The 23793-nt window shown below is 67.4% G+C and carries 22 protein-coding genes and 3 pseudogenes; 9 read left to right on the top strand and 16 right to left on the bottom strand.

All coding sequences use genetic code 11. The features are described 5' to 3' along the window. Position 1 precedes the first annotated feature (1 nt). The gene (locus J2852_RS19575; protein WP_209878647.1) at positions 2 to 559 is read left to right on the top strand and encodes a hypothetical protein; all 558 of its coding nucleotides are present in this window, start codon (positions 2 to 4) and stop codon (positions 557 to 559) included. A 40-nt stretch (positions 560 to 599) separates the two neighbouring features. Here the strand turns inward: J2852_RS19575 and J2852_RS19570 are convergent, their stop codons facing one another. After that, positions 600 to 1298: a pirin family protein gene (locus J2852_RS19570; protein ID WP_209878645.1), complete on the bottom strand. Its 699-nt coding sequence runs from the start codon at positions 1296 to 1298 to the stop codon at positions 600 to 602. 128 nt (positions 1299 to 1426) lie between these two features. On the opposite strand from J2852_RS19570, the gene J2852_RS19565 reads away from it, so the two are divergent. Beyond that, a complete protein-coding gene (locus tag J2852_RS19565) occupies positions 1427 to 2047 on the top strand; it encodes a trimeric intracellular cation channel family protein (RefSeq protein WP_246499859.1) in 621 nt (206 codons plus the stop codon). Between the two features lie 22 nt (positions 2048 to 2069). Next, positions 2070 to 2345: a GNAT family N-acetyltransferase gene (locus J2852_RS19560; protein ID WP_209878644.1), complete on the top strand. Its 276-nt coding sequence runs from the start codon at positions 2070 to 2072 to the stop codon at positions 2343 to 2345. A 5-nt stretch (positions 2346 to 2350) separates the two neighbouring features. Here the strand turns inward: J2852_RS19560 and J2852_RS19555 are convergent, their stop codons facing one another. From J2852_RS19555 to J2852_RS19545, 3 genes are read right to left on the bottom strand one after another with little or no spacing between them, the layout of a single operon-like run. Next, complete coding sequence (locus J2852_RS19555) at positions 2351 to 3055, bottom strand: ABC transporter ATP-binding protein (protein WP_209878642.1); 705 nt, start codon at positions 3053 to 3055, stop codon at positions 2351 to 2353. Positions 3056 to 3074: 19 nt separating this feature from the next. After that, complete coding sequence (locus tag J2852_RS19550) at positions 3075 to 3827, bottom strand: sulfite exporter TauE/SafE family protein (protein ID WP_209878640.1); 753 nt, start codon at positions 3825 to 3827, stop codon at positions 3075 to 3077. Between the two features lie 13 nt (positions 3828 to 3840). Next, on the bottom strand, positions 3841 to 5457 hold the full coding sequence (locus tag J2852_RS19545) for an acyl-CoA synthetase (protein ID WP_209878638.1): 1617 nt from the start codon (positions 5455 to 5457) through the stop codon (positions 3841 to 3843). A gap of 146 nt (positions 5458 to 5603) precedes the next feature. On the opposite strand from J2852_RS19545, the gene J2852_RS19540 reads away from it, so the two are divergent. Further along, positions 5604 to 6185 (top strand): RT0821/Lpp0805 family surface protein, encoded by a 582-nt coding sequence (locus tag J2852_RS19540; RefSeq protein WP_209878637.1) that lies wholly within the window; start codon positions 5604 to 5606, stop codon positions 6183 to 6185. Positions 6186 to 6279: 94 nt separating this feature from the next. Here J2852_RS19540 and J2852_RS19535 read toward each other — a convergent pair whose 3' ends face one another. From J2852_RS19535 to J2852_RS19515, 5 genes are all read right to left on the bottom strand, one after another. Next, on the bottom strand, positions 6280 to 7992 hold the full coding sequence (locus tag J2852_RS19535) for a methyl-accepting chemotaxis protein (RefSeq protein ID WP_209878635.1): 1713 nt from the start codon (positions 7990 to 7992) through the stop codon (positions 6280 to 6282). Positions 7993 to 8140: 148 nt separating this feature from the next. Continuing rightward, the gene (locus tag J2852_RS19530) at positions 8141 to 8866 is read right to left on the bottom strand and encodes an ABC transporter ATP-binding protein (protein ID WP_209878633.1); all 726 of its coding nucleotides are present in this window, start codon (positions 8864 to 8866) and stop codon (positions 8141 to 8143) included. Continuing rightward, entirely contained in the window at positions 8863 to 9852 is a 990-nt protein-coding gene (locus tag J2852_RS19525) for a branched-chain amino acid ABC transporter permease (RefSeq protein ID WP_209878631.1), read from the bottom strand. The genes J2852_RS19530 and J2852_RS19525 overlap by 4 nt, the downstream gene beginning before the upstream one ends. After that, on the bottom strand, positions 9849 to 10718 hold the full coding sequence (locus J2852_RS19520; protein ID WP_209878629.1) for a branched-chain amino acid ABC transporter permease: 870 nt from the start codon (positions 10716 to 10718) through the stop codon (positions 9849 to 9851). The genes J2852_RS19525 and J2852_RS19520 overlap by 4 nt, the downstream gene beginning before the upstream one ends. Before the next feature lie 73 nt (positions 10719 to 10791). Next, positions 10792 to 11757 carry a L,D-transpeptidase family protein gene (locus tag J2852_RS19515; protein WP_343206782.1) on the bottom strand — a complete coding sequence of 322 codons (966 nt, stop codon included), beginning with the start codon at positions 11755 to 11757 and terminating at the stop codon, positions 10792 to 10794. A gap of 173 nt (positions 11758 to 11930) precedes the next feature. Between J2852_RS19515 and J2852_RS19510 the strand changes: the two genes are divergently transcribed. The 4 genes and pseudogenes from J2852_RS19510 to J2852_RS32390 all read left to right on the top strand — a co-directional run. Beyond that, on the top strand, positions 11931 to 13229 hold the full coding sequence (locus tag J2852_RS19510; protein ID WP_209878626.1) for a tetratricopeptide repeat protein: 1299 nt from the start codon (positions 11931 to 11933) through the stop codon (positions 13227 to 13229). 337 nt (positions 13230 to 13566) lie between these two features. Then, on the top strand, positions 13567 to 14283 hold the full coding sequence (locus J2852_RS19505; RefSeq protein ID WP_209878624.1) for a hypothetical protein: 717 nt from the start codon (positions 13567 to 13569) through the stop codon (positions 14281 to 14283). Then, positions 14219 to 14371 (top strand): annotated as a pseudogene (locus tag J2852_RS32395) (helix-turn-helix domain-containing protein); the annotation flags it as partial. The gene J2852_RS19505 and the pseudogene J2852_RS32395, both read left to right, overlap by 65 nt. Before the next feature lie 22 nt (positions 14372 to 14393). Further along, positions 14394 to 14543: pseudogene (locus J2852_RS32390) on the top strand (IS630 family transposase); the annotation flags it as partial. 380 nt (positions 14544 to 14923) lie between these two features. Here the strand turns inward: J2852_RS32390 and J2852_RS19495 are convergent. The 6 genes from J2852_RS19495 to J2852_RS19470 form a co-directional block, all read right to left on the bottom strand. Beyond that, entirely contained in the window at positions 14924 to 16447 is a 1524-nt protein-coding gene (locus tag J2852_RS19495; RefSeq protein ID WP_209878620.1) for an AMP-binding protein, read from the bottom strand. A gap of 142 nt (positions 16448 to 16589) precedes the next feature. Continuing rightward, positions 16590 to 17570, bottom strand: coding sequence for a quinone oxidoreductase family protein (locus J2852_RS19490; RefSeq protein WP_209878618.1), 981 nt, complete (start codon positions 17568 to 17570; stop codon positions 16590 to 16592). Between the two features lie 14 nt (positions 17571 to 17584). Then, positions 17585 to 18484 (bottom strand): 3-hydroxyisobutyrate dehydrogenase, encoded by a 900-nt coding sequence (mmsB, locus tag J2852_RS19485; RefSeq protein ID WP_209878616.1) that lies wholly within the window; start codon positions 18482 to 18484, stop codon positions 17585 to 17587. Positions 18485 to 18514: 30 nt separating this feature from the next. Beyond that, complete coding sequence (locus tag J2852_RS19480; protein ID WP_209878614.1) at positions 18515 to 19714, bottom strand: ABC transporter substrate-binding protein; 1200 nt, start codon at positions 19712 to 19714, stop codon at positions 18515 to 18517. A gap of 33 nt (positions 19715 to 19747) precedes the next feature. Continuing rightward, a complete protein-coding gene (locus J2852_RS19475; RefSeq protein ID WP_209878612.1) occupies positions 19748 to 21247 on the bottom strand; it encodes an aldehyde dehydrogenase family protein in 1500 nt (499 codons plus the stop codon). A gap of 59 nt (positions 21248 to 21306) precedes the next feature. Further along, positions 21307 to 22032 carry an enoyl-CoA hydratase/isomerase family protein gene (locus J2852_RS19470; protein ID WP_343206781.1) on the bottom strand — a complete coding sequence of 242 codons (726 nt, stop codon included), beginning with the start codon at positions 22030 to 22032 and terminating at the stop codon, positions 21307 to 21309. Positions 22033 to 22467: 435 nt separating this feature from the next. Here J2852_RS19470 and J2852_RS19465 point away from each other — a divergent pair, with 435 nt between their 5' ends. Then, a complete protein-coding gene (locus J2852_RS19465; protein ID WP_209878608.1) occupies positions 22468 to 23139 on the top strand; it encodes a GntR family transcriptional regulator in 672 nt (223 codons plus the stop codon). 28 nt (positions 23140 to 23167) lie between these two features. Here J2852_RS19465 and J2852_RS19460 read toward each other — a convergent pair. Continuing rightward, positions 23168 to 23645 (bottom strand): annotated as a pseudogene (locus tag J2852_RS19460) (transposase). Between the last annotated feature and the right edge of the window lie 148 nt (positions 23646 to 23793).

Here is a 23793-nt window from a genome sequence, read left to right as displayed (position 1 = left end):
CATGACCCGCCTGACCATCGACGAGGCGCAGCAGCGCATCCGCGTCTTCCTGACCGAGGACATGGCGGAGGCGTTGCGCGCCGTGGATTACGAATCGCCGCCGCTGGCCGACACTCCGTCCGGGCTGACCCTGGCCGAGGCGCGGCGGGCGGAGGTCAGCTTCAGCCATGTGCTGGGCGCGTCGGACTGCCTGTACCGGGTGGACGCGTTCGGGGAATCGCTGCTGATGCGGCTTCAGCTGAACGTGCGGCGCTTCGTGGCGATCTATCAGGTGCCGGTGAGCGACCCCATCGGCAGCAGCACCATCTCCCCCCATTTCGAACGCTGGGCCATCGGCGCCGGGCACGCCGGCTGGATGATCGGCTGGCGCGACGGCACCGACCCGTGGAAGGCCGAGCGGCGGACGGTGGAGACCTACTGCTACGCCATGCTGCCCGAGGACTTCCTGGACAACCCGCTGGAGCAGCTGTACTGGCGCACGGATCTGGTGCAGATGACCCGCGCCTTCATGCTGGAGGCCCGGCGGATGGGAATCCGGTTGTCGGCGGAGGACGCGTAACGCCCCCTCCCGGCGAGACCGGGAGAGGGCGCTTTCGCGGTTACGCCAGATCGAACAGCAGCACCTCGGCACCGCTGTCGCTGTCCAGAGTCAGCGTGGTTTCGTCGGAGACGGCGGCGCCGTCGCCTTCCTTCAGCGTGACGCCGTTCAGGCGTGCCTGCCCCCTGGCGACCTGCACCCAGGCGTGGCGGCCGGGGCGCAGGTCGTGGGTCACCGCATCGCCGTCGCCGAGCAGCGTGGCGTAGAGATCCAAGTCCTGGTGGATGGTCACGCTGCCGTCACGCCCGTCCTTGGAGCCGACGAGGCGCAGGCGGCCCTGCTTCTCCTCGGCCGGAAAGGCCTTCTGCTCGTAGCCGGGGACCATGCCCTCCTCATCCGGCAGGATCCAGATCTGGAGGAAGTGCACGGACTCCGACTTGGAGGCGTTGTACTCGCTGTGGCGGATTCCGGAACCGGCGCTCATCCGCTGGACATCGCCGGGGCGGATGACCGAGCTGGTGCCCAGCGTGTCCTTGTGCTCCAGCGCGCCGTCCAGAACGTAGGAGACGATCTCCATATCCGCGTGGCCGTGCGTCGGGAAGCCGGCGCCGGGGATCACCCGGTCGTCGTTGATGACGCGCAGAGCCCGGAAGCCCATGTGCGCCGGGTCGTAGTAATGCCCGAACGAGAAGGTGTGGCGGCTGTCCAGCCAGCCCATGTTGACCTTGCCGCGCTCGTCGCGATGGCGAACCGTGATCATGTCCGAACCTCCTTGATCCTTTGTTAGGCTTTCGCCCCTTGTCTGGAGAGCAATGTGAGGCCCGAGACACGAAACAACAATTCGTGCTACGAAGGCTTCTCTGTTCTTCATTCAGCAACAAATGGATCATGACCGACGTCACCACGCTGCTGCTCGCCATGGATCTGACGGGCGTCTTCATCTTCGGGCTTACCGGCGGTACGCTGGCGGTGCGTCACAAGCTGGACATCATCGGGGTTCTCGTCCTGGCGGTCGTGACGGCGCTGGCCGGCGGCATGGTCCGTGACCTGCTGATCGCGGTGCCGCCGGCCACGCTGCGGGACGACCGCTATCTGATCGCGGCGCTGGCGTCGGGCCTGTTCGCCTTCTTCTTCCACCGGCCGATCAACAAGCTGGTCAAGCCGGTGATGGTGCTGGACGCGGCGGGGCTGGGCCTTTTCGCGGTGGCCGGCTGTGGCAAGGCGCTGGCCCACGGGCTCGGCCCCATACCGGCGGTTCTGCTGGGCGTGCTGACCGCCTGCGGCGGCGGGGTCGTGCGCGACATCCTGGTGGCCGAGGTGCCCCGCGTGCTGCGCGAGGAGATCTACGCGGTGGCGGCGGTGCTGGGCGCGGTGATCGTCGTCGCCGGGCAGCGGCTGGGGTTGCCGGAGGTGACGGTCGCGGTGGCCGCAGTGGTGGCGGCTTTCCTGCTGCGCGTGGTCAGCGTCCTGCGCGGCTGGAGCGCGCCGCGCGCGCCTGGAACGCAATAGCAGTGGCGCTGTTGAAAGGGGTATGAGCACTCCCATTCGAGACAACCCGGACAAGAGCCGCTTCGAGCTGGACGTCGATGGGCGGATCGTCTTCGCCAACTACCGGCGCAACGGCTCAACGCTGTACATCCCCTATGTGGAGGCGCCGCCGTCGCTGCGCGGGACCGGCGCCGCCGGGCGGCTGATGCAGGGCGTCATGGAGCACGCGCGGGCGGAGAAGCTGAAGGTCGTGCCGATCTGCAGCTACGCGGCCGTCTGGATCCACCGCCACCGCGAGCATCACGATTTGCTGGCGTGAGCGTCCTATAGGCCGAGATACGCCTGCTTCACCGCCGGGTCGGCCAGCAGGCCCTCGCCCGTGCCGGACAGGACGACGCGGCCGTTTTCCAGCACGTAGGCCCGCTGCGCCAGCTTCAGCGAGGCGGCGACGTTCTGCTCCACCAGGATGATGGTCATGCCGCCGGCCGCCAGATCGCGGATGGTGCGGAACAGCTCGTGCACCAGGGCGGGGGCGAGGCCGAGCGAAGGCTCGTCGAACATGATCAGTTCGGGCTTGCCCATCAGGCAGCGGCCGATGGCGAGCATCTGCTGCTCGCCACCCGACAAGGTTCCGGCCGCCTGATCCAACCGCTCGTTCAGGCGGGGGAACAGGGACAGGACCTGATCGAAGGTCTGTTTCGCCGTGGCGCGGGCGCGCGGGATGACGGCGCCCATTTCCAGATTCTCGCGCACGCTGAGCGAGGGGAAGATCTGCCGCCCCTCCGCCACTTGCCCGACGCCGAGGTCGCAGACGAGGTGGCTGGGCAGGCCGGCGATCTCCTGCCCCTTGAAGCGGATGCTGCCGCGCGCCGGCTTCAGGATGCCGGAGATGGTGCGGATCAGCGAGGTCTTGCCCGCACCGTTGGCGCCGACGATGGCCGTGGTGGTGCCGGCCTCCACCACGATGGAGACACCGTCGAGCGCCTGGGCGTCGCCGTAATACAGGTCGAGATCGGATACGGTCAGCATGGCCGGCACTGTAGCGCACTTATTTGAAGAAGAAGAGTGCGCTCATCACCAGACCGACCGCGATGATGGCGGTGCGCAGGATGCGCGGGGGGATCTTCCGCCCAACGCGCGCGCCGGCATAGCCGCCGACCACCGCCGCGACGGTCATCAGCGCCGCGTAGCGCCAATCCACCGCCCCGCCGACCGCGTAGGTCACCACGGCGATGGCGGTCAGCACGGTCGAGAACAGGTTCTTCAGCCCGTTCATCGCGTTCAGGTTGGTCATCCCGAACAGGCTGAACTGCGCCAGCAGAAGAATGCCGAGCCCGCCGTTGAAGTAACCGCCGTAGACCGACACCACGAACAGCGTGGCGAGCAGAGCGCCGGTGCCGTGCAGGCCGACGTTCCGCAGCTTGGCGGAGATGGAACCGCCGAAGGCGAACAGCGCCGTCGCGACGAGAAGGAGCCAGGGGACGATGTCGCGGAAGATCTCGTCCGGCGTGACCAGCAGCAGGCCCGCCCCGACCAGCCCACCCACGAGGCTGACCAGCGAGAGTGGGATGAGGCCGACTCCGCCGAACGGTTCCAGGTCGTGACGGTAGCCGTACATGCCGCTGGCGTAGCCCGGCAGCAGTGCGACGGTGCCGGTGGCGTTGGCGGCCACCGGCGGAACGCCCGCGTAGATGAGAGCGGGAAGCGTCAGGAAGCTGCCGCCGCCGGCAACGGCGTTCATCGCCCCGGCGAAAAAAGCGGCGGAAAGGAGGAGAGCAGAAGTCGCTAACAGATCAGGCATTTCGTCTTTCTCGTTAACCCCGCGATCGCAGTTCGCGGCGGATGATCTTACCGGTGGTGGTCATGGGAAGGCTGTCCACGAATTCGATGGCGCGCGGGTATTCGTGGGCGGCAAGGCGGGTCTTGACGTGTTCCTGGATCGAGGCGACCAGGGCGTCATCCGGTTTTACGTTCTCCTGAAGGACGATGAAGGCCTTCACGATCTCGGTGCGCAGGGGATCGGGAACGCCGACCACGGCGGCCATGCGCACGGCGGGGTGGCCGATCAGGCAGTCCTCGATCTCGCCGGGGCCGATGCGATAGCCGGCGGACGTGATCACGTCGTCGTCGCGGCCGACGAAGCGGATGTAGCCGTCCTCGTCCAGCTCGCCCTGGTCGCCGGTGACCAGCCAGTCTCCGATGAACTTGGCCGCCGTGGCCTGGGGGTTGTTCCAGTATTGCAGGAACATCACCGGATCCGGACGGTGCACGGCGATCAGGCCGAGCTGGTTCGGCGGCAGCCGGTTGCCCTCCCCGTCAATCACCGCCACGTCGTGGCCGGGGGCCGGGCGGCCCATGATGCCGGGCTTGGAGGGCATGATCGTCGCGCAGGACGACACGATCATGTTGCACTCGGTCTGGCCATAGAACTCGTTGATGGTCAGGCCGAAGGTCTGGCGGCCCCAATCGAGCAGTTCGGCGCCCAGCGTCTCGCCGCCGCTGGCGATGGAGCGCATGGAATAGCTCCAGCGGCTTTTCGGGTCGCGGACGCCGCGCATCATCTTCAGCGCGGTCGGCGGCAGGAAGGCGTTGCGCACCTGGAAGTCGGCGATCAGGCGGAAGGCCTCCTCCGCGTCGAACTTCTCGAAACGGTGGGACACGACGGTCACGCCGTGGTGCCAGGCCGGCAGCAGCACGTCGAGCAGGCCGCCGATCCAAGCCCAGTCGGCGGGCGTCCAGATGCGGTCGTGGGCTTGAGGGAACAGGTCGTGCGAAATTTCCACGCCCGGCAGATGGCCGAGCAGGACACGGTGGGCATGCAGCGCGCCCTTCGGCTGGCCGGTGGTGCCGGAGGTGTAGATGATGACCGCCGGGTCGTCCGCCGCCGTATCGACGGGCGTGAAGGCGTCCGAGGCGTTCTGAACGAGGCTGTGGAAGTCGAGTTCGCCCTCCCCGGCGCCGTCGATGCGCAGGACCAGTTTCAGGTCGGGCAGCCGGTCGCGGATCTGCGCCAGCTTGGCGGCGCCGGTCGCGTCGGTGACCACCGCCTTGGCCCCGCAGTTGCCGAGCCGGTATTCCAGCGCCTCGACGCCGAAGAGCGAGAACAGCGGCACGGCGATGCCGCCCATCTTGTAGACGGCGACGTGGCTGATGGCCGTTTCGGGCGCCTGGGGCAGCAGAATGCCGACCCGGTCGCCGCGCGAAACGCCGTGCGCGGCCAGCGCGTTGGCGAGGCGGTTCGACCGCCCTTTGATGTCGGCGAAGGTGAACTCATCCACCGCGCCGTCGCGGCGCTTGTGGATCAGGGCGAGGCGCTCCGGGTCACGCTCGGCCCACTTGTCGCAGACGTCCACGCCGATGTTGTACCGGGCCGGGACCGCCCAGGCGAAGCGGTCGCGAAGGCCCTCGTAGCTGTCCGCTTGCGGCAGCATCGTCTCCTCCCAAATCGTTCTTGCCGGCTGTGTTTGCGCGGCCATTTTCTTGATCATAGGGGTAACGGCGCCGTTCCGCCAAGCGGACGGAATATTTGCGGGGCAGCCATGTTCGTACACATGAGTTTCGAACGTGAGGTCGTGCCATGAAAGCCAAGCCGTTCATCGCAGCCGCCCTGTCGCTGGGCCTGCTCGCCGGGTGCGCCAGCCCTTATGGCGGTTATGGTGGTGGATACGGGTACGGCAACGCCGCGTACGGGGCCGGGTATGGGTACAACACCGGCTATGGCGGCACCGGGTATGGAAGCGGTGATGGCATGTTCGACGGGAACAAGCAGACCGTCGGCACCATCCTGGGCGGCGTGGTCGGCGGTCTGGCCGGGTCACGCTTCGGCGGTGGCACCGGCAAGCTGGTCACCACCGGCATCGGCACGCTGATCGGCGCGGCGCTGGGCAACGCGGCCGGGCGGTCGCTGGACCGTGCCGACCACAGCTACGCCCAGCAGGCCGCCGGCCAAGCCTATGCGGCGCCGACCGGCAGCACCATCCGCTGGAACAACCCGCAGTCCGGCAACTGGGGCAGCTTCACGCCCACGCGCGACGGCGTGGGGCCGTCCGGCGAGCATTGCCGCGAGTTCCAGACCAGCCTCGCCATCGGAGGAAGGATCGAGCGAGGCTACGGCACCGCCTGCCAGCAGGTGGACGGGACGTGGCGCGTGGTCGGCTGAGAAGAGGAATTCACCACCAAGACACCAAGGCACCAAGAATTTCCGACTTGGCCTGGCCGTGTTTTCTTGGTGCCTTGGTGGTGAAATTTTTTGACTACGCCGCGCGAACCGCCGACAAGAAGACTTCCACCTTGCTGCGCAAGTCGTCGGCCTGGGTGGACAGCGTGCCCGCCGCGCCAAGCACCTCGCGCGCAGCGGCACCCGTCTCGTTGGCGGCGTGATTCACGTCGGCGATGTTGTTGGACACTTCCTGCGTGCCGGAGGCCGCCTGCTGGATGTTGCGGGCTATTTCCTGTGTCGCCGCCTGCTGCTGTTCGACGGCGGCGGCGATGGCGCCGGCCACCTCGTTGATCTGCTGGATCGTGCCCATCACGTCGCCGATGCAGGCCACGGCCCCTTCCGTTTCCGACTGGACGGAGACGATCTTGGCGGCAATCTCGTCGGTGGCGCGGGTCGTCTGGTCGGCCAGCGCCTTGACCTCCGCCGCGACGACGGCGAAGCCCTTCCCCATCTCCCCGGCACGCGCCGCCTCGATCGTGGCGTTGAGCGCGAGGAGACGTGTCTGGCCGGCGACCTGGGTGATCAGGTCGATGACCGCCACGATCTCCGCCGACGCGGAGGCGAGGCCGCGCATGGCGTGGTCGGCGTGTTCGGCCTTTTGCACGGCCTCGCCCGCGATGGCGGTGGAGGTGGCGACCTGACGGCCGATTTCCTGCACCGAGGCGGCCAGTTCCTCTGTCGCGGTGGCGACGGTCTGGACGTTGGCGCTAGCCTGCTCCGACGCGCTGGCAACGGTGATCGACTGGCGCGTGGTCTGCTCCGCCGTAGCCGCGAGCTGACTGGCCGTCGCCTGCATCTGCACGGCCGCCGAGGAGACGGAGCCGAGCGCCGCGCTCGCCTCGCGGTCGAAGCGGCCGGTCAGGTCCTCGATGGCGCGGGCGCGGCGGGCGCGGGCCTCCTGCTCGGCGCGCTCACGCTCCGCGGCCTCGCGGGCGGCGATCATGTTGTCCTTGAAGACCAGCACCGCCTGGGCCATCAGCCCGACCTCGTCGCCCCGGTCGGTGGCGGGAACCGGCGTGGAGTCGTCGCCGGAAGCGAGACGGCGCATGGCGTCGGTCATGGCGCCGAGCGGCCGGACAATGGAGCGCGAGGTCAGCACCACCGCCGCCACGGCGATCAGCAGCCCAAGCGTCAGCAGGACCGCCTGCACCGTGACCAGCCGGTTGGCGGCCAGGATCATCCCCTCGCTGTCACTGCGCAGCAGTTCGCGCTGGCGCGGGATCATGCCGCCGGTGCCGTCGGCCTGCCGCTCACCCACCAGAAGGCTCATCACCTTGTTGGCGCGCGGGATCGCATCGTCGTTCAGCGAATTCAGGGCGCCCATCTGGTCGCCGATGGTGCCCAGCGATTCGGCCATGTCCTGATCGCGGCGCAGTTCCTCCAGCAGCGGCTTGACCAGTTCCCAGGTCTTACTGACGTTGGGGTCGGTCCAGTGGGGCGACAGCGCGTCCAGTTCCTTGCGCAGATCCGCGATGCGGTCCCAGGCGGCGTTGCGTTCCTGCTTCAGATCTTCGCGGTTGGTCAGCAGATAGCCCTGCATGGCGCCGTTGGTCGAGACCACCGCCGCGACGATGCCCTGCCCCGCCAGCGCGGTCGGCATGCGGACCTCCGCCACCAGACGGCTGGTCGTCTTGCCGCCCTCGGTCATCATGAGCCCGATGCCCACATTCACCACCAGAACGGCGATCACCGCCGCGAAGCCGATGGTGAGTCTTTGGCCGATTCGCAGATTGCGAAATGCCTTCATGCTGTCCTCCCATCCGGGGCTCTTCGGCCCCCTGTGCGCTGCCGACCTTCGGATCGGTCATGGGGCGAATGATGGACAGGCAAACATTAACGGAGTGTTGCGCTGGGGGATAACCCGGTTCAGATGTTCCAGGTTCACATGTTCCAGCTCAGATGTCTTCAGAACCCAGGTAGGATTCGACCACGCGCGGGTCGGCGACGACCTCGGACGGGGTCCCCTCGGCGATCTTCTCGCCGTGGTCCAGCACGACGACGCGGTCGGACAGGGCCATCACCGCGCGCATGACGTGCTCGATCATCAGGATGGTCAGCCCCTCGCGCCGGTTCAGGTCGCGCAGGACCTCCACCATGCGGTCCACCTCGGTCGGGCGCAGGCCGGCAAGAACCTCGTCCAGCAGGAGGAGCGTCGGCCGGGTGGCGAGCGCGCGGGCGACCTCCAGCCGCTTGCGGTCGGGCAGAGTCAGGCTGCGCGCCGGGCGGGCCGCCTGATCGGCGAGACCGAGCCGGTCGAGCACCGCGCGGGCGTGCTCGCGCGCCGCCGCGACGGACCGTTCACGGGCAAGCGCGCCGACGATGACGTTCTCCTCGACGGAGAGCTGGCCGAAGGGCTTCACGATCTGGAAGGTGCGGCCGATGCCGGCGGCGCAGACACGGTTGGGCTTCAGGCCGGTGATCGGCTTGCCCGCGAGATGGACGGTGCCCTCGTTGGGCGGAAAAACGCCGGCGATCAGGTTGAAGGTCGTCGTCTTGCCGGCGCCGTTCGGGCCGATCAGCGCGACGATGGAGCCCTGGGGCACCGAAAAGCTGACGTCCGACACGGCCTTCAGGCCGCGAAAGCGCTTGGATAGCTTTTCGACGTGCAGAAGCGCCGTCATGCGGATTCTCCCGGCGCGCGGACGAGGCGGAGCTTGCGCGCCAGCCAGGGCCAGACGCCTTCCGGCCGGAAGACGACGATCACCACCAGCGCCACGCCGTAGAACAGCTGCTTCAGGCCCGGCAGGTCGAAGCCGGACACCTCGATCAGGAAGGTCAGCCCCTCGCCCAGCGGCGTCAGGATGAAGGCGCCGAGGATCGGCCCGATCAGCGTGCCGATGCCGCCGACGATGGCCGGCAGGATGATCTCGATGGAGCGGCCCATGGAGAACACCTGCTCCGGGAACAGGTTGTTGAAATAGAAGGCCTGGAACACGCCGCCGAGCGCCGTCAGGGCCGAGGACACCGCCACCGCCGCGATGCGCGCGCGGAACAGGTCGACGCCCACGGCCTCCGCCGCTTCCGGCTCCTCCCGGATGGCGAGCCACTGATAGCCGAGGCGGCTGTGCAGCAGGACGCGGGACAACGCCAGCGCCCCCAGCACCAGCGCCAGGATCACGTAGTAGAACAGCGTCGGCGAACCGCGCAGGTTCAACAGGTCGTTGCCGACATCACCGGCGACGGGAATGAAAAAGCCGCCCGATCCGCCCAGCCACTGCATGTGGTCGAAGCCGATGCGCGCCACCTCGGCGAAGGCGATGGTCAGCAGGGCGAAATGCACCCCGCGCACGCCGAATCGGAAGCCGAGGAACCCAATGAAGCAGCCCGCCGCCATGGCCACGAGCATCGCCACCCACAGGCCGAGCCACGGGCCGATGCCGAAATGCACGAACAGCGCCGCGCTGGCGTAGGCGCCGAGCCCGACATAGAGGGCGTGGCCGAGCGACAGCAGGCCGGAAAAGCCCATCATCACGTTCCACGCCTGCCCGACATAGGCGAACCACAGCACGGTGGTCAGCACCGAGACGACGTAACGGTCGGCGACCAGCGGCGCCACCAGCAGGAGAAGGCCCAGAAGTGCGAGCAGAACGATCCCGCGCCGGGTCACGAGCGCCTCCCCAACAGGCCCTGCGGGCGCAGCAGCAACACCACGATCAGCACCGCGTAGCTGAAAAGCGACTTGAGCGAAGGCGTCAGCAGGAAGCCGGCCAGCGCCTCCGACATGCCGATCAGCACACCGCCAAGCAGCGCGCCCGGCAGGCTGCCGAGACCGCCCACGATGACGATGATGAAGCTGAGCAGCGTGTATTCCGGAGCCAGCTGCGGCCGGGCATCCACCAGCAGGGTCATCAGCGCCCCCGCGATCCCGACCACGGCGGAGCCGATGCCGAAGGTCATCGCGTAAAGCCCGTCGATGTTCAGCCCGACCACGCGGGCGCCCAGCGGGTTGTCGGCGCAGGCTCGGATGGCCTTGCCAGGGCGGCTGAAGCGGAAGAAGGCGAACAGCGCCGCCGCCACCACGATGGCCGCCGCGCCCGCGCGCAGCCGCACGGCGTCCAGCAGCAGGGGCCCGACCTCCACCGTGTCGAAGCCGTAGGGAACCTGCACGTTGCGCGAATCCGGCCCGAACAGCATCAGCATGGCGTTCAGGATGATCGTGGCGATGCCCAGCAGCAGGATGAACTGCATGTGCTCCGGCCGCTCCACGAAGCGGTTGACCAGCCCGCGCTGCAACCCCCAGCCGAAGGCGAAGAGGACGAGCGCGATGATCGGAGCGGACAGGATGGGGTCGAGCCCGATGAAGCCGGCCAGCAGCACGGCGCCGTACATGCCGGCGACCATCATTTCGCCATGGGCGAAGTTGACGACGCGCACCACGCCGAAGATGACCGACAGCCCCAGCGCCGCAAGCCCGTAGACGAGCCCGTTCAGCAAGCCGGAAGCGGCGATGTTTAGATAATAGTCCAACGGCATGCGGCGGGCACCCGATTGCTAAGCCCTAGCGGCGTAGCAGTCGAATGAATTTGAGGCAAGAACCCTGTGCATTTCACCGCCGCGCCGCCACGGTCGCCACGCCGCCCAACTCCGCGATCCTCGTCTTCACCTCCTCCATCCGGCCGCTCAGGGCGGCGCGCAGGCAACCGTGGGCGGCGGTCGCCACGGCGGGGTCCGCCTCGCTGCCCTTGCGGATCCAGCACAGGGCGGTGATGCGGTCGTCGAATCGCCGTTCGTCCTGCAACAGCGCGTAGGAGGCAGCGGCCCGGCCCTCGGGGGAGAGCCCGGTCAGAAAACGCTCTTGCAGGCCGCGCACCCGACCGTCGAGCGACGCCAGTTCCGGGGTGGCACAGACCATGCGGCGCAAGGGGGCCGTCGCCGTCGAGCAACGCGGGTCCGGCACGATGGGAATCTGGGCGGGAATCGGGGCGGGAATCGGGGCGGCGATTGGGGCGGCGATTGGGGCGGGAGCCACGACGGACACGAGAACGGCGGGCGGCACGGGCGGCGGCGTCTTCGCGACCTGAACCGGAGGCAGGGGCTTCGGCGCGGCCTTCCCCGGCTGGGCCGGCACGGTTTCCGGCGCTTTCATCGACACGTCCACGACGCGGACCGGCGTCCCGACTTCGGCAATGGCGAACAGGGTTTCGATGTCGGCGGGCATCATGCGGAAACAGCCGCTGCTGACACGACGGCCGATGGAGCCCGGCTCGTTGGTGCCGTGGATGGCGATGGCCGTCCAGCCGAGGTCCAGCGCGTATTTGCCGAGCGGGTTGTTCGGCCCCGGCGGCACCGACAGGGGCAGCGACGGCTTGGCGCGGCGCTGGCTGGCGGTCGGGTGCCAGGTCGGGTTGCGCCGCTTGCGCACCACCGTGGTGTCGCCCAGCGGAATCGCCACGCCCGGTCGGCCGATGGCGACGGGGAAGGAGCGCGACTCGGAACCGTCTTCCATCAGGTACAGGCGGCGGTCGGCGAGGCTGATGACGATCTGACGGCCGGCCGATTCAAGCGATTCCACACCCTGTGCGGTTGCGGGAATCGAGGAAAACACCGCCGCGACAACCGCGAGGGTTGCCGTGCAGAGCCAATGCCTCAAGAATGTCGCGAAGCGGTGCATGTGGAAAGTTCAGCGCGCCTCTCCTAAAACCGCGTAAATATGCCTCCTCGGACCGAGCAGCAGGAACGCCGATTATGGACACCATCGAACAGACGCTCGCCGTCGCGACCGAGCATCACCGCGCCGGGCGCACCGCGGAGGCCGAACGGCTCTACCGGGAGGTGCTGGCCTTGTCTCCCGGCCATCCGGACGCGCTGCACCTGCTGGGCGTGATCGCGCTGCAGGGCGGCCGCGCGGCGGAGGCGGTGGACCTGATCGGGCAGGCCGTGTCCAGCGACCAGACCTCTCCCCTGCTGCACGCCAACCTGGGCCACGCGCTGCACGCCACCGGCCGCACCCGCGACGCGGCGCTGAGCTTCGCCCGCGCGCTGGCGCTGCTGAGCAACCAGGGCGAGGGCTGGGCCAACGTCAACGCGCTGGCCGGGCTGATCCGCCGTTACGACGACGAGACCCGCCGCGCCGCCGCCGCCGAGGTCGATGCCGGCTACAAGATGGGAGACGTGATGCGGCGCCAGTCGCTGCTGTTCCTGCTGACCGGCGATCTGGCGCATTACGAAAGCATCACCCGCGCCGTGCTGGCCGAGCCGATGCGCTTTTCCATTCCGTCGATCCACTATGCCTTCTGGGGCATGGCGATGCAGATGCACCAGGGCGCGGTGCGCACCGGCGACGTGGGCGCCTTCGCCTCGGGCGACCTGCTGCGATTCTACCGCTTGATGGTCGAGGAGACGGCCCGTCGCTTCCAGCTGTCCAGCCGCATGAAGCGCCAGCAGCCCCGCGCCGAGGTGAAGCGCGTGGCGCTGATCACCAACCAGATGCTGGGAGAGGGCCACCAGCCGACCGTGGACGCCTTCGACTACGCCCGCCGCATGCAGGACGAGTTCGGGCGCGCGGTGGTCATCATCAACCCCAACGCCATGGCCATCACCGGCGAAAACGGTTTCGTGCCGGAATACTCCTACAACGTCACCGAGGATTACGACGGCGAGCAGACGATCGCCGCCTTCGGCGCGCAGGTCCGCATGGTCTCCTTCCCGCAGAAGCGGTTCGACGAGGAGAAGGTGCAGGCCATCGTCGATTGCGTCGAACGGTTCGACCCGGACGCCATCGTCGCCTTCGGCGGCTCCAACGTGGTGGCCGACCTGTTCGCCGACCTGCGCCCTGTGGTGTGCGTGCCGACTGCCTCCGGCCTGCCGACGACCAAGGCGCGGCTTATCCTCGGCCACGCCGGGGAGGACAGCGCCGAGCAATGGCCGGCCGACCTGAAGGGCCGCTTCCGCCCCTTCTCCTTCGGCACGCTGGACGATTCCGACAGCCGCCGCCGGTCTGTGGAGCGGCTGTTCGCTTACTGTTTGGAAGCGCAGACGGCGTGATTAGCGTTCAAGCTGGTCGGTGAACAATGATAAGCACGGACCTCACAGTTTGGGTCTGCTGACATTCACCGGGCCACCGGGACGGCGGCGACGAACACCGACGGTCTTTACGAACGACCGATCGGAGGGAAGCGCAACGCCGCCTCGAACAGTTCGAGAAGGAAATCGCCCCCACCCACGTCGGCGAGTCCCGGCTGAGCTGGCACGCTGCCGTCTTGTCTTCCGCCACCTCACCGGGGTCGGCCCTCATGCCGTTAAGCCGGGTACGCTGAAGCGCTACACGGTAAGCCTTGGGCAGGTTGGCCCATACCTGGAAAAATACCTGGAAAAGCTCCACGTGGACCGGATCGCCCGCAAGCGCATTTCCGATCCGGTGTCAGCGCGGGGCAAGGCCGGGGCCGGCAACGCCACCATCAACCGCAACTTCACCAACCGTGTCGCGATCTTGGGGGCTGCGATGGAATGGGGCGCGTGCGAGCCGGACCCGGCGCGCGACTATCCACCCGCCGTCCTCGGTCGATGTCGGGGCGGTCATGACTCCGCTACCCTGGCCGGTTCTCCAGCATGGTCAGGCTCGTCGCGCAGACCGGGTGTCGGCGGGAGGAGGCGGCCAGCTCGGCCGTGGGGGCAGGTCAACTTCAAGGCTGGCACGGTCAACTTCCTGAAGACCAAGACCAGCTGCCCCACGACGATCACGCCGGAACCGGCAACGGTGGAGATACTGTCCGCCCTGGCGCGCTTCCTCGGATCGGTTGTGGTGTTCTGGCACGACGAGGGCACGCGCCACCAGAACGTGGCGGCCCGGTTCCGGGAGATCGTGCAGTCGGCACAAGAGTCGGCACACCTACACCGGTTTTGCCTGGGTTGCAGGCCCAGGAAACCGCCGAATCAGCCAGGCGATATATTGAAAAGAAAGGAAGTGGCGGAGGGGATGGGACATTCCGCCATGTCCCTGCGGAACCCGCATCACCCCTGCTTAGCCCAAGCCGATGGGCGGCGACCGACACTCGCCGCGCATGGAGGCTCACGCACCGGAAGTCCTGGCGCTGATTGAGGCCACCCCCGGCCTCATGCTGGCCGAGATCGCGGCTCATCTGGAGAGCCGGCACGGGCTGCGGGTCGCGGTGAGCACGGTCTGGCGCCTGCTGACCCGGCGCGGCCTGACGGTCAAAAAAAACCGCGCACGCCACCGAGCAGCAGCGCCCGGACGTGCTGCGCCGCCGACGCGCGTGGTTCGACCTCCAGCCCGACCTCGATGCTGAGCGCCGGGTGTTCATCGACGAGACCGGCGCCTCCACCAAGATGGCGCGGCGCGCACGAAAGACGCTCTCTGGGAGGCCATTCGACAGGGCATCGACGCAATCACGCCGGCAGAGTGCTTGAACTTCTTCTCAGCCGCCGGGTATGGCCGTGATTGAACGGCAAAAGCCCTAGCCTTGTGAAGCATGATAGGCGACCGGAGCGGACACGGAGCCTTGGGTTACGGCACGGCCCCATGCTTGCCCCAAAGCACCAACCCGGCATAAGCCAGCAGCGGGACAAGCAGCACCGCCAGGACGACGCACAGCAGAATCCGAACGGCTTTCATAGCCGGTAACACAGATGGCGAATCCGCTACGGCAATCCGCGATACCCGAACGCCCCATCACCTCGCTACCAGGAAAGGCTATGCCAGCCGGAGGCCAAACAAAGGATCAATGGCTTGCTCCTTGCTTCCTGAACACATCCTTGTGCAGCGCACCGAGTTCGTTCTTCAAAACCTTTCCCATGGCATTCCGGGGAAGGGCATCCTGGACGATCACGGCCTTGGGCAGTTTGTATCCGGCAAGTTCGCGGGATGCCTGTGCAAGAATGGACGCCGGATCGAGGGACTCGCAGCCCGGTTGGCGCTCGACGACGGCCACCACGCCCTCGCCGAAATCGGGATGGGGAACGCCGAAGACAGCAGCCTCGCTCACCCCCTCGACGCGGTTGAGCACGATTTCGACCTCGCGCGGGTAAACGTTGTAGCCGCCGGAGATGATGATTTCCTTGGCACGGCTGACCAGCGTCAGGCGGCCGTCCGGGGCCGCGTGGGCCATATCCCCGGTCATGAAGAAGCCGTCCGGCCGGAATTCCGCCGCCGTCTTTTCCGGCATCCGCCAATAGCCCTTGAACACGTTCGGGCCGCGCAGTTCGAGACCGCCGACCTCGCCCTCAGACGTCGGCCGTCCGGCGTCGTCCACAATCCGGACCTCCAGCCCCGGCAACGGATAGCCGACGGTGCCGGGCAGCCGCTCGCCGTCGAGGGGGTTGGAGGCGATGATCGTGGTTTCGGTCATGCCGTAGCGTTCGAGGATCCGGTGCCCGGTGCGGGCCTCGAACACCTCGAAGACGTCCCGCGACAGGGGCGCCGAGCCGCAGGTGAACAGGCGCATGCTCCCGCAGCGCTCCCTGTCGAGCCGCGCGTCGGCGAGCAGACGGGTGTAGAGCGTCGGGACGCCCATGAACACGGTGCTGCGCGGCAGATGCTCGATGACGGCGTCCGCCGTGAACCTGGGAAGAAAAAGGCAGGACGCCCCCGCATACAGCACGGAGTTCAGGGCGATGAACAGGCCGTGCGCGTGGAACATGGGCAGCGCGTGCAGCAGCACGTCGGCGTCGGAGATCCCCCACAGCGCGTTCAGCGTGCGGGTCCCGTAGGCCAGATTGCCGTGGGAGATCATGGCACCCTTGGGGCGCCCCGTGGTGCCGGACGTGTAGAGGATCGCCGCCACCTCGTCGGGCCCGACCTCGGCAACCTGCTCCCAGGGTGGCAGGTCGCGGCACGCCGCCGTCACGCTTCCTTCGCCGTCTGGATCGAGCGTGAACGTTGCGCACCCGGCTGGCGGGACCAAGTCGCCAACGACCGGAGTCTGTCCGACGAACACCGTGGGTTCCGCGTCGTCGACAAAATAGCGCAGTTCGGTCAGCGTGTAGGCCGTGTTGAGCGGGAGGTAAATCGCCCCGAGTTGCAGCGTTGCGAGATAAAGGCACACCGCCTCGGGCGACTTCGCCACCTGCACGGCAACCCGGTCGCCCGGACCGACACCGGCTTCGTGAAGGAAGCGTGCCATGCGTCCGGCTGTCCGCCACAGGTCCGCGTATGTCCACGTCTGCCCTGTGTCGGTTCGCAGGGCCACCCGCGCATCGGACGACGAACCGGGTTTCAAAAGCAGGCTGTAGAGATTGTCCGTCATTCTGGTGTTCCTGTCGCCGCGATGCTGGCCGGGCCGGGCGCGGCGCCATCGAGGGCAGCCGCGACGGCGGTCCCGGACGCCCGTGCGTCCGAGGCCCGGCGCGAATGAGGCCGTGTGAATCTAAAGCGAACGACAATTCGCTTTAGGGAATGAGCACGATCGATCCCGTCGTGCGGCGCGCTTCCAGGTCGCGGTGTACCGACGCCGCGTCGGTGAGCGGCGCGCGACGGGCGATGTCGACCTGGACCCGGCCCGAGACCAGTGCCTCGAACAGCCCGCCGGCCAGAGCCTCGATGTCCTCGCGGGTGCGGGTGACCGTGGCCAGGGTCGGTTTGGCGAGGAAAAGCGAGCCTTTCTGCGCCAGCACGCTCACGTCCAGCGGCGGCACCGGGCCGCTTGCCTGCCCGAAGTTGACCATCATGCCGAAGGGCTTCAGACAATCCAGCGATGCCATGAAGGTGTCCTGCCCGACGGAGTCGTAGACCACGTCGACGCCGCGCCCGCCGGTGATGTCGCGGACGCGCGCGACGAAATCCTCCTCGCGGTAGAGGATGACGTGATCGCAGCCGGCGCCCCGGGCGACCGCCACCTTTTCGGGCGAACCGACCGTGCCGATCACCGTCGCGCCCAGAGCATGTGCCCACTGGCACAGCATCTGGCCGACGCCGCCCGCCGCGGCGTGCACGAGAAGGGTGTCCCCCGCCTTCACCGGATAGACACGATGCAGCAGATACTGCGCCGTGGTTCCCTTGACCATCGCGGCGGCGGCCACCTCGTCCGACACCGTGTCCGGCAGCTTCACGAGGCGGTGCGTGGGAACGATGCGCTGTTCGGCGTAGGCGCCGAGCAGCATCCAGTAGGCGACGCGGTCGCCGGGGGCCACGTCGGTGACGCCGGGGCCGACCGCCTCGACGACGCCGGCCCCCTCCACGCCCAGCACGGCCGGGCGTGGGATCGCGTACTGCCCGGACTGGGCGGTGCGGTGATAGGTGTCGATGAGGTTGACGCCGACCGCCGTGTGGCGGACCAGGGCTTCCCCCGGTCCGGGGGGCGGCACGGTCACCTCTTCCCAGACCAGGGCTTCGGGACCGCCGGGCTGGTGGACGCGGATCGCATGGACCATGATCGGTCTCCCCCTCACGCCGATTTCAACCGTCCGGTGATCAGGGCGAAGACGGCGCTGAAGTCCTTGTCTCCGTGGCCGTGCTCCACCAGCATCTGGTAAAGCGCGGCGGCGCTGCCGGCGAGCGGCGTGGCGGCTCCGCTGGTGCTGGCCGCGTCCTGGGACAGGCGCATGTCCTTCAGCATCATCGCCGCCGCGAAACCCGGCTGGTAGTCGCGGTTGGCCGGCGACGCTGGCACCGGCCCCGGAACCGGGCAATAGCTCTGCAAGGCCCAGCAGTTGCCCGAGGACACGGTCATGACATCGTAGACCGTCTGGTGGTCGAGCCCGAGTTTCTCGGCCAGCGCGAACACCTCGCTGATGGCGACCATGCTCATGCCGGCCATCATGTTGTTGCAGATCTTCAAGGCGACGCCGCTGCCCGACGCGCCGACATGGAAGATTTTGGGCCCCATGCCGGCCAGGACCGGGCGGGCACGCTCGAAGCCCTCGGCGCTGCCGCCGACCATGAAGGTCAGAGTCCCGGCCTGCGCCGCCGGGACCGCGCCGGACACCGGGGCGTCCACCATGACGAAGCCGGCCTCGGCCGCCGCCTTGCTGACCGCCCGCGCGCTCTCCACGTCGATGGTCGAACAGTCGATCAGCAGCGTGCCCGGACGGGCGTGCGCCAGCACGCCGCCCTCCCCTTCGTAGGCGGCCCGCACATGCTTGCCGGTCGGGATCATGCTGATGACGGTGTCGGCGTCGGCCAGCGCTTCGGCCAGCGTGGCCGCCGCGCGACCGCCAGAGGCGGCGTAAGCGTCGCGCGCCGCGGCCACGACGTCGTACCCGACGACGGCATGCCCCGCCTTGGTAAGGTTTTCGCACATGGGACGGCCCATGTTGCCCAGTCCGATGAATGCAATTCGCGCCATGACTTTTCTCCGGATGAGTCGTTCAGGGGGTCACTTCTTGACCAGGGAGCACTTGCTTTCGCTCAGGGGGATTGCCGCCTGTTCGCCGGGGATGGTGCGCAGAACCTTGTAGTAATCCCAGGATCCCTTGGACTCCGCCGGAGTCTTGACTTCGATCAGGTACATGTCGCGGATGACCCGGCCGTCCTCCCGGACCTTGCCGCCCTTGGTGATCAGATCGTCGACGGGGAGTTCCCGCATCTTGGCGGCGACCACCTTGCCGTCGTCGGTGCCCGCCGCCTGCATCGCCTTCAGGTAATGCGTCACCGCCGAGTACACGCCGGCCTGGACCATGTTGGGCTTGCGCTTCATGCGGGCTTCGAAGCGCTCGCCCAGTTTGCGGCTGCCCTCGTCGCGGTCCCAGTAGTAGGCCGTGGTCGCGATGAGGCCCTTGGCGTTCTCCAGACCGAGCGCGTGCACGTCGCTGATCAGGACGGCCAGCCCGACAAGCTTCTGGCCGCCGTTGGTGATGCCGAACTCAGCCGCCTGCTTGACCGCGTTGGTGGTGTCCGTCCCGCCGTTGGCGAGCCCGATGATCGAGGCCTTGGACGCCTGTGCCTGAAGAAGGAAGGACGAGAAGTCGCTGTTGCCGAGCGGGTGCCTAACCTGCCCCAGCACCTTGCCGCCGTTCTCCTGGACCGTCTTGTCGATGTCGGCGGCCATCTGGTGGCCGAAGGCATAATCGGCGGTCAGCATGAACCAGTTCTTTCCGCCGTCCTGGACCACGGCGCGGGCGGTTCCAACCGCCTGCGAGTAGGTGTCCCACATCCAGTGGAAGCCGTTGGGCGAGCAGTCTTCGTTGGTGAGGCGCGTCGTCCCCGGACCGGTGGCCAGGGTGACCTTCCCGCGTTCGCGGGCAAGGTTCTGGACGCCGATGGCGATGGCCGAATTGGTCAGGTCGGCGATGGCGTGGACGCCCTGGGTGTCGAACCATTCGCGGGCCTTCGCCAGCCCGATGTCGGGCTTGTTCTGGTGGTCCGCCGACAGGATCTCGATCTTCTTGCCCAGAACTTGGCCGCCGAAATCCTCGACAGCCAGCCGTGCCGCCTCGACCGAGCCGACGCCGCCGAATTCGCTGTACAGGCCCGACTGGTCGTTCAGCACGCCGATCCGGATGACGTCGGCGGCTTGGGCGGCCCCCGCCGCCAGAGCGGTCGTGGCCAGAAGAGCGGCGATGAAGGACGTACGCATTCTTGTTTCCTCCCCTTATTGGTGCACGGTTGGTCAGTTCATGTTGATGATGACCGTCTTCTTGTGCGTGAAGTGATCGAGCATCGCTTCGAGGGATGCTTCCTTTCCAAGGCCGGACTGCTTGACCCCGCCGTAGGACAGGCCCGGCTGCACGACGAGGTTCTGGTTGACCTGCACGAAGCCGGCCTGGAGCCGCTGGGTCGCGTCGAGGGCGGTGCGAAGGTCGCGCGTCCAGATGGTCGCGGCGAGGCCGAAATCGCTGTCGTTGGCCATGGCCAACGCGTCCTCATAGTCGCGGAAGGCGATCACGCAGGTGACCGGGCCGAAGATTTCCTCGCGGGCCAGCCGGTGATCGTTGGACAGGCCGGTGAACAGGACGGGCTGCACGAACAGGCCGCGCACCAGCCGCTCGTCCGTCGGCAGGGCCGAGCAGCGGTGCGCCACCGCGCCCGCCGCCGCCTCGCCGAGCGCGATGTAGCTTTGCACCCGGTCGAACTGCTGCGGCGAGATGATGGTGCCGATGTCCGTCGCCTCGTCCAGCGGGTCGCCCATGGTCATGGCATCGACCTTCGCCTTCAGCTTTTCGACGAAGGCGTCGTGGAGGCTCTCATGGACGAAGATGCGGGAGGAGGCCGTGCAGCTCTGGCCCTGCCGGGTGAAGCGCATGCCCGCCACGGCACCGTCGATGGCCTTGTCGAGATCGGCGTCGCCCATCACGATCATCGGGCTTTTGCCACCCAGTTCGAGGGTGACGGGGATCAGCTTGTCGGCCGCCAGATGCGAGATGATCTTTCCCGTCTCCACCGAGCCGGTGAAGGTCACCTTGCCGACCCCCGGATGCGTCACCAGCGGCGCGCCGCAGCCGGGGCCGTCGCCCGAGAGGATGTTGAGAACACCCGCCGGCAGCACCTGATTCATGACCTGGACGACGCGCAGGGCGGCGAGCGGCGCCTCCTCGGCGGATTTGACGATGACCGCGTTTCCGGCAACCAGCGCCGGAGCGATCTTGAGCGCCATCAGATACAGGGGGACGTTCCACGGGATGATGGCGCCGACGACGCCGATCGGTTCGCGCTGGGTGAAGGTCAGCATCTTCGGGTGAAACGGCACGGTTTCACCCTTCAGTTCGGACGCGAGCCCGCCGTAGAAGCTCAGGGTGTCCGCCACCAGCGAGGCCTCAACCCGGCTTTCGGTCCGAATGGCCTTGCCCGTCTCCAGGGCGAGCAGACGGCCGATCTCCTCGGCGTGGGCCACCAGCCGGCGCCCGCATTCGACCACCAGCCGACCCCGTTCGCGCGCCGACAGGCGGGCCCAGGCGCCTTGCGCCTCGACCGCCGCGCGGACGGCAGTGTCGACGTCCCGTTCGCCACCCTCCGCCGCCGTGGCGATCACGTCGCCCGTCGCCGGGTTGACGACGTCGAAGGTCTTTCCGGTGGCCGCCGGCCTCAGTTCGCCGCCAATCAGCAGCAAGCCCGACAGTTCGCGCGCCAGGGCATGGGGGTTCGTGTTCAGAACCACGTTCTGGTCGGTCATGGACAGTCTCATTTCGAAATGGGGGCTGGTGCGCCGGTCCGGCGCGTGCTGAGAGCCGATCAGGATGCCCGGCGCTTCGACCAAGCCTTCAGGCCGTTGGCGAACTCGTCCGACCGCAGGCTCGCGGCGAAGGCCGCTTCCGCCGCCCGATCGTCCAGTTCGCCCCGGGCGAGTTCGTTGAGCGCGCGCTTCATGCCGGCGATGGCCTGCGGCGCGCAGGCCGCGATGCGTCCGGCCAGATCGTCCACGGCGGCCTGAAGCTCGTCGGGCGCGACGATCCGGTCGAGGAAGCCGATGCTCAGCATCTCGTCGGCGGCGATCGTTTCCGCTGTGAGAAACAAGCGCTTGGCCGCGTTGAGGCCGAGCCGCGACACATAGCGCCGAAGCCCGCCGGGGTAGAATTGTATGCCAAGCTGCCCGGCCGGCATACGCATGCGCATCCCAGTGACGCCGATGCGGAAGTCGCAGGCGAGCGCCAGATCGGTGGAGCCACCATAGACGCTGCCGTTGAGCGCGCAAATCGTCGGGACACGGACCGATTCGACGCGATCGCACAACCGCGCAAAGGCCATCTCCCCATCACTGGCGTCCGTTTCGCCGTGCTGGGACGATTGGGCCGCGCTCAGGTCGTAGCCGGACGAAAAGCTCGGCCCGGTCGCGGTCAGCACCAGCACGCGGACGGAAGGGTCTGCTTCGACGGCCGCGATGTCTTCCTGCAACGTGGCGATGTCCGCCGCGTCGATCCGATTGTGCTGAAGCGGACGGTTGAGCCGGATCGTGGCCACCGCGCCATTCACGGTCAGTTCGGGTGCTGTCGCCGGCCTGTCTGACCCACCCCGTGGTGTGCCGATCATTGTTTCCTCCCAGGCGCCACCAAGGCGGCGGCGCAACGCTATGGATACCGATTTTGTTTTTTGAAAGAACCATAGGCGAATTTATGCATACCAGAAGGCGGCAATGGAATGCAACATAGAAAGTTTGGCACGCTTATGGTTTGATGCCCCCTCAATGTGCGGCGGCGACTGCCGATCAAGCTTCGCGCCCTTTAAGCCGGCAAAAATCACGCCCGATAAGGAGATGCTGCGGCCCTCCACACCTTACCCCTTCCCAGCCCCGCCCATCTTGGTCGACCAAAACCAATCTTTGGCATACCATTACATTGACGGAAGCAGCCGGGCGCGATAGTGTCGGCTCATCCCGATTTGCCAACGGATCATGCCATGCAGGCGGAAAAGCCGAGCCGCGTCACGGAAATGCGGCAGGTGCTTGAACAGGAAATTCTGGGAGGCCTCATCGCGCCCGGCGAGCGCTTGGATGAACGGGCTTTGGCCGAACGGTTTGGCGTTTCACGGACGCCGGTGCGCGAGGTGCTGTCCCAGCTTGGCTCAAGCGGCCTGGTCACAATAAAGCCGGGAGCCGGCGCATCCGTTCTGCGGATGTCCGCCAAGCAGCTTGTCGGCATGATGGAGGTTCTGGTCGAACTGGAATCCCTGGCGGCCAGCCTCGCCGCCCGCCGCATGGGAATTGCCGAGCGCAAGCGTCTTGTGGAGGTGCACGAGGCAAGCCGCACCGCCGCCGAGGCCGGCGACATCGAAGCCTACGACAATCTCAATCGTGAACTGCATGAACTGATCTACGCCGGAAGCCGGAACGAACATCTGGAGCACCAGGCGAAGCTCATCCGCAGCCGCTTGCGTATCTATCGCCAGTATCCGTTCCAGCACACCGCGCGTCCTTTGAAGTCCTATACGGAGCACGACCTTTTCGTGAAAGCGATCCTGGAAGGGGATGGAGAGGCCGCGCGCCGGCACATGCACGACCACATGACCACGGGCGGAAGCATTTGGGTCGATATGGTGGTCTCCATGCCGCCAATCGGTGACAACGAGTAACGGCGCCGTTGCTCAAACAGCCAAATCTTCAATCGATTAAGAGCGCCCAACAGAACCATCTCTGGACGAAGCGCCAGAAGATGAGGCTGGCGGCGATGTGGAAGGCGGAGACGATATCGGCGCGCCGTTCGTAGCGGACGGCGAGGCGACGGAAGCGGGCGAACCAGGCCAACGTCTCCTCGCCCCCTTCCCCGCCTATGCGGGGACAAGCCTTGCCGGGACGGCGGCGCTGTCCACCGCCGCCCGTTCCCAGTTGATGGCGTTGGCGCAGCCAAGCCGATCCAGCAGCACACCGTGCAAGCGTTCCCAAATCCCGGCCCGGTGCCACTCGTGCAACCGTCGCCAGCAGGTCATCCCCGACCCGCAGCCCATATCCACGGGCAGCAGTTCCCAGGGAATGTCGGTGCGCAGCACGAACAGGATGCCGGTCAGCGTTGCGCGGCTGTCCAGCCGGGGACCCCGTCCTTCAGCTTGGGCGGGTCCGGCGGACGCCCTTCTTGCCGTATTGAGCCGCAGGCGCATGGCCGCCAGGAAGGCCAGCGCCAGCATGGACAATGTGGGGAGTATCCGGAATTTCGTGCTCGGCGGGGCGGATTTCAGTTTCAGGCGTTCATCGCCCTTGCGAACCGGTCGCCGAAGATAACGGCCATCTGC

The sequence above is a fragment of the Azospirillum soli genome, from assembly GCF_017876165.1.
In the GTDB taxonomy this organism is placed as follows: Bacteria; Pseudomonadota; Alphaproteobacteria; order Azospirillales; family Azospirillaceae; genus Azospirillum; species Azospirillum soli.
The sequence above is the reverse complement of the archived record's forward strand: the minus strand, read 5'-3'. Positions and strand labels throughout refer to the sequence as shown.